Genomic DNA, 6,151 nt, shown 5'->3' with positions numbered 1-6,151 from the left:
CATTAGTTCTGACAACCAAATCCCCCTGCACGGTTTTTATCGTTGCCGATCTGTTTTCGACTAACTGACCTTTATTCCCCTGCGCATCTTTCTGTATCCACAGATTATCGTTGGCTTGCAGTAAGGCTTTATCACCGGTATTGCGCACGGTGTCCCCGAATACCCGCATATCCCGACCGGCGGTCACGCTGCCTTTATTCTCCAGGGTGGTGTTTGCCAGGGTCATATCCCGGCCCGCTTGCACGTTAATATTCGGCGCAATATAAGTTTCTTTGCTAATAATATTTAAGTCGGTTTTAGCCTTGGTATTTCCTAATTCAATTTTGCCATTAACGTTTAACGTGATATCTCGCTGGTCGCTGGTTAACTCTTTCAGGTTAACGCCGACACCGTCCTCTGTCGCCACCAGCCGGATTTTATTGGCATACATACCGCCCAGCGCTTTGGTATCAATAGCTAATTGCGGTTTAGCACCTTCTCCGGCAATGGATTTAACTGTGCCGTCTTTTAAACTGATGCGGTTAGCTCCCTGCGTGAGCGACAGGGTGTTAGCCTGAATCTTTCCATTTAACTCCGTGGCCCGGCTGATAATATCGACATAATCTGTCGCTTTACCCTCCAGCCCTTTGCCGCTAATGGTGATCTGGCCTTGTTTAACCTCCAGAGCTTCCAGCGCCCCCTGTTTGTCAAACTGGGGTTTCCCGGTGGTCAGGGTTGCGCTGGAAGTATTGATAAAACCACAGCCATCACAGGTAATGCCATTGGGGTTGGCAATCATCACATTGGCTTTATTGCCGACAATTTCCAGCTGACCTTGCAGCTCAGAGCGCCCGTTGCCGGTGACTTCATTAATAATCAGTTCTGCCGCTTTGCCTGTCAGGTTAGGGTTGGCGTTAAGTTGCCCGGCCAGCTGTGATTGCGCCTCCTGCGTGGCGTTATTCAGTACGGCCCCTTGAGTGGCAACATTGAACTCTTGATAGGTGTTGTGAGATATCCCAGCGCTATTCGGGGTGGCGATATTGACAACCGGCACATTGCCCTGATGTTGTACCTGTGTGTGGTGATTATCCGGCGTTATTCCGGCGGCGATAGCCGGATGCAGCGGCTGGAGGGCCGTCAGGTAAATTAAAAGATAACTCGTGGCCCTGACCAACGGGTTGCTTCGCTTATCCATCGTACTCTCTCTTTTCTGAAGTTAATTGGGCTTTGGTGATAAAACGGTCATTTTTCCATAGAAAATATTGATAATTTTATAGTGACATAATAAAACTATTCTAATGTGTGATTATTTGTTTGTCTGGATTGATAGTACGAAATGTGATCAATGTCTGGTTATTTAATCCTGACAATGGGGAATGAGGTATATTAAATGCCGGTAAGTGGTAATAAGGATGGGGATAATTTTATACACCAATAACAACCCTTTAAGTTTATTAATGGTGTTACGTCCCTAACCTAGCAGGTGTGTAGCATTCTGCTTATGTCTTTGGGGATGTTTTTAAATGGGTTGGTCAACAACCCAAAAGTGCTAACTGAGTACCGACGAGATCCAGATCGCAGCCTGCTGAAATCCGCATTATCTTTATATTTATTTAATATTTACCTGCGTCAGTTTTCAAACGTGATTTGATTGTTTAGTGGTGTGTTTAAATAGAAAGTTTTTAACTTTTTAAAAAGAGATTTATTTTAGCATAATAAATGGCATGTAATTTAGTCCATATCATTTTGAAAATGATTAGGGTTATCAGAATAAAATCATTTATTTGTTAAAATAGACTCGGCATCTGATTTTAGATTTTCACTTAACCTCATTCACCCGTATCTATTTAAATTATAGTTAAATAAATCGGTTAATTCATTTAATAACATTTTATTATATCAACAATATTGAAAAGTCTGGCTAATTCATTTGTCAGAAAGGTTATAATGATTAAACAGGTATTTAAGCGTTAAATCACATTAATGGTATAAAAAGAGGCATGATTTAAATCAAACCGTATAAAAGCAATGCTATTGGATGAGGTGAAATAGTATAAAACAAGTTTATTTTATGTATCACGATGTTGAATAGTAAATACAATATAATAATGCTAAAAACAATCCAGTTCGCATTCGGTTAAATGATTTATTTTCGGCTTTTTTTATTCGGGTTTTTTATAATCGATTATTTAACTGGCTGATAAAAAAGTTTAATCTCCAGTTGAAAGCGTTATTAAAATCGGTTGATATTTTAAATATATTATTTTGTTGATCTATTTTATATTTTTATTTACCTTTTTTTCGGGGTATATAAGCTTTAATAAAGCCAATTCTTTTCTCATTTTTTACTGATAGATTTATGATCAGCAGGTTTTAAACTGTTATTAAAAGCCATTTTTTAATCTTTTGTTGCTATTAAGTTTAATCACCATGGTATATTGTGTTTTACGTTTAATAAACGTTAATCATATTCTATTTATCTTTATTTCACCACCGTGATTTTAGCAGTAAAGCTCATTGAATAACGTTTTAAACCTTTTGAGATAATCAGCGGACACGTAATAGTGATTACGTGTCCACCTTAATTAACTCTATAAATCAAAGCTCATAGCCAATCAGTGAAAAACAAACTGTTGTTTTATCGTTAAACATAACTTCTGCAACGTGAAAAAGCCTGTCGTAATGCTGCCCCAACTTCCTCAGGGGAGCTGTCTGCCTGAATTACGACATAGTCAAATTCGGAAATGACCTTACCGTTATTTGACCATCAAGCATGCAAATACCACAGCTCAACATTTTCTTAAATAATTGCCGTTTTGAACGATAACCATAAGATCCCATCATCTTGGTAATGGGGTTTAGGGTGCAACGGAACCAAAAACACGGTTAAGCGGTCAATTTAAACAGCCAAAAATAAACTAGCCAATTTACATCGTACATTGCCATTTTTAGCCACCTCATTTACGATAGCCAAATTAACTTTAACTCATCTTGGACGTATATTCATAATAGGTAATGTAAAACTCATAATTATTTGATTTTATGAATATTAGCCATTCTATTTAACCACTTATCAGTTATGGTTCCGTTGCTCCTCAAACCCCCATAATCGCGCATAGCGCGAGCAGCACCTAGCGATAGACCACCTGAAAAGGCTAAAAAACTGGCGTCGCTACGTGAAATCTGTAAAAGTTCGCGGGGTAAGGTCACCCAATTTTTTAATCTCCATCGTCTGAAAAACATACTGCCATTTCAACACCGTCAGCAGTATCGGGTAGTGGTAGCTTATTATGACGTAAAGCCCGAAGGTGTCCGATCATAATAAATCCGATCACCATATTCCGGGATTGGAAATTTTTTCCAATAGTTGTAGTGACGCGCAATAAATGCCCCTTTTCAAACCACATTGCGTGAGAATGAAACCACATTACTGATTCTTCCGCGCACCTTCCCTGAGAATGAGTAAACCACCAGAAAACCGGCCGGTTTTCTGGTGGTTTACAGAGCAGTTTAAATTCTGTCAATGAATCGGCTGATAACTCGCATTAAGACGTTTAGCCAGCTTCTCAAGTCGCTTATCCAGTGTCCAAAGTCTTGCCCCCGGTGTTATCAGGGTCGATGCCAGCAATGTAATATCAACCAGACCACATCCGAGGCCGTACAGCTTTTCGTTTTCAATGAATGCCATCACCTCGATGATAGTGGCCCGATGACTTTGTGGTAACAGCCCCAGATCTCCAAGCGTTCGCAGTCTTGGTGCCGGAGGGGTACCGCAGGCTATCTCTGCCAGTATCATCGGATGAGTCAGGATCAGATCCCGACTCAACAGCTGGATCAACCCGTCATTCCTGTTTTTGAAATGGTCAATCCAGACGGACGTATCAACCAGAATAGTCATTATGCGGATGGCTCCTCATGGCGGCGGGGGATCATCTGCATTTCAGGCGATGAACCGCCGAGCGAGGCCAGTCTTTTTGCTGCCTGAACCCGAACGAACGTTTTTATCGCTTCCCGGAAGATATCAGCCTTATCCATGCCGGGCTCGGCCATTTCCAACGCCTGTGCATACAACACATCATCAATCGTGACCGTAGTTCGCATAACATTACCTCATGTGATTCATATTTTGATGATATCTTGCATCAAAACCGAAATCAAAGCAATCTGTAGAGTAAGAAAAGAATAATGATAGGGTGTAACCTCAGGGTGAGATCACGAACGTTATTTAATCAATATTAATCCATTTGACCCACGAATTCAGTTGTGATCTTATACTCCTTTTTTCGGGAGTACCCTAATGGAACTCGATGCTTTTTCTCAGTAATTGCGCCGTTTGAGTGGCGTTATTGAGCACAGTGCCTTGAGTGGCAACGTTAAACTCTTGATAGGTGTTATGGGATATTCCCGCGCCATTCGGCGTGGCGATATTCACCATTGGGATATTACCTTAATTTTGTACCTGCGTACGGTGATGATCCGGCGTTATTCCGGCGGCGATAGCCGGATGCAGCGGCTGGATTGCGGTCAGGTAAATTAAAAGATAACTCGTGGCCCTGACCAACGGGTTGCTGCGCTTATCCATCGTACTCTCTCTTTTCTTAAGCTAATTGGGCTTTGGTGATAAAACGGTAATCTTTCCATAGAAAATATTGATAATTTGATAGTGATATAATAAAACTATTCTAATATGTGATTAATTATCTGTATGAATGGATAGTGCGAAATGCGATCAGTGTCAGGTTATTTAATCCTGACAATGGGGAATGCGATATATTAAATGCCGGTAAGTGGTAATAAGGATGGGGATAATTTTATACACCAATAAAAATTCTTTAAGTTTATTAATGGTGTTACGTCCCTAACCTGGCAGGTGTGTAGCATTCTGCTTATGTCTTTGGGGATGTTTTTAAATGGGTTGGTCAACAACCCAAAACGCTAACTGAGTACCAACGAGATCCAGATCGTGGCCTGCTGAAATCCGCATTATCTGTAGTATCTTTATATTGATTTGATATTTACCTGCGTCAGTTTTCAAACGTGATTTGATTGTTTAGTGGTGTGTTTAAATAGAAAATTTTTAACTTTCTAAAAAGAGATTTATTTTAGAATAATAAATGGCATGTAATTTAGTCAATATCATTTTGAAAATGATTAAGGTTATCAGAATAAAATCGTTTATTTGTTAAAATAGACTCGCCATCTGATTTTAGATTTTCACTTAACCTCATTCACCCGTATCTATTTAAATCATGCTTAAATAAATCGATTAATTCATTTAATAACGCATTATTACATCAACAATATTGAAAAGTCTGGCTAATTCATTTGCCAGAAAGGTTATAATGATTAAATGGGTATTTAAGCGTTAAATCACATTCATGATATAAAAAGAGGCATGATTTAAATCAAACCGTAGAAAAGCAATGCTATTGGATGGAGTAAAATAGTATAAAACAAGTTTAAATAAGCGTATTTGATGTATCACGATGTTGAATAGAAATAGTAAGAGACTGTAATTTAAATATGTTGTCTTGTTGATCTATTTTATATTTTTATTTGACTTTTTTACGGGAAATACAAGCATTACTCAACAACCACCGACTAAAGTCGGTGGGTTAGTGATTAACGGACTGAAAGTCCAGATACGCATCGGCTCAACGATGCGTCAATTATCCAGCCTGAAATTATCATTCGGGTTTGGTTCAAAATGATGCTCCAAATAGGCCTTTATCATCTCTTCCGTTAATTGGCCTACCGTCGCACAAAAATAGCCTCTGCCCCAAAAATGCTGACCCCAGTAATGCTTTTTCAGGTGGGCAAACTCTTCAAACAACTTGTTCGCTGTCCTTCCCTTTATTCGCCTCATGATTTCTGAGGGCGCTAAGGTCGGAGGACAACTCACTAGTATGTGTACAGGGTCTTTGCTCACGACTCCTTCTATTATCCTGATTTCAAACGCTTCACATGTCTGACGAACTCACTCTCGTACCCGTAAGCCAACTTCACCTATCAGTACTTTGTATCTGTATTTCGTTACCCACACGAAATGATACTCAATCTGAAATACCGTGTGGCTGCCATATCTGTAATCCATATTGCACCTCTCGTGCAACAGAGTATCGCAGCTAAAGCTGACCGACTAAAGTCGGTGGTTTTAACCTTTCATATGGAA

4 protein-coding genes and 3 pseudogenes are annotated in these 6,151 nt (G+C 39.7%); all 7 read right to left on the bottom strand.

The window, feature by feature from the left end; genetic code table 11:
- On the bottom strand, nucleotides 1-1,174 hold a 1,174-nt coding region (locus tag ACGF63_RS22075), incomplete at its 3' end, for a filamentous hemagglutinin N-terminal domain-containing protein (protein ID WP_387633228.1).
- 1,449 nt (nucleotides 1,175-2,623) lie between these two features.
- Nucleotides 2,624-2,832: pseudogene (locus ACGF63_RS22070) on the bottom strand (contact-dependent growth inhibition system immunity protein).
- A 365-nt stretch (nucleotides 2,833-3,197) separates the two neighbouring features.
- On the bottom strand, nucleotides 3,198-3,503 hold the full coding sequence (locus ACGF63_RS22065; RefSeq protein ID WP_152964230.1) for a hypothetical protein: 306 nt from the start codon (nucleotides 3,501-3,503) through the stop codon (nucleotides 3,198-3,200).
- On the bottom strand, nucleotides 3,500-3,877 hold the full coding sequence (locus ACGF63_RS22060) for a type II toxin-antitoxin system VapC family toxin (protein ID WP_152964231.1): 378 nt from the start codon (nucleotides 3,875-3,877) through the stop codon (nucleotides 3,500-3,502). The genes ACGF63_RS22065 and ACGF63_RS22060 overlap by 4 nt, the downstream gene beginning before the upstream one ends.
- Entirely contained in the window at nucleotides 3,877-4,080 is a 204-nt protein-coding gene (locus tag ACGF63_RS22055; protein WP_036847976.1) for a type II toxin-antitoxin system VapB family antitoxin, read from the bottom strand. The genes ACGF63_RS22060 and ACGF63_RS22055 overlap by 1 nt, the downstream gene beginning before the upstream one ends.
- A gap of 232 nt (nucleotides 4,081-4,312) precedes the next feature.
- Nucleotides 4,313-4,561: pseudogene (locus ACGF63_RS22050) on the bottom strand (hypothetical protein); the annotation flags it as partial.
- Between the two features lie 1,083 nt (nucleotides 4,562-5,644).
- Nucleotides 5,645-6,073: pseudogene (tnpA, locus tag ACGF63_RS22045) on the bottom strand (IS200/IS605 family transposase).
- Nucleotides 6,074-6,151 lie beyond the last annotated feature (78 nt).

Origin of the sequence: Photorhabdus sp. RM322S, assembly GCF_042879395.1 — a bacterium.
Classification (GTDB): Bacteria; Pseudomonadota; Gammaproteobacteria; order Enterobacterales; family Enterobacteriaceae; genus Photorhabdus; species Photorhabdus khanii.
This window is presented reverse-complemented; position numbering and strand designations above follow the sequence as displayed.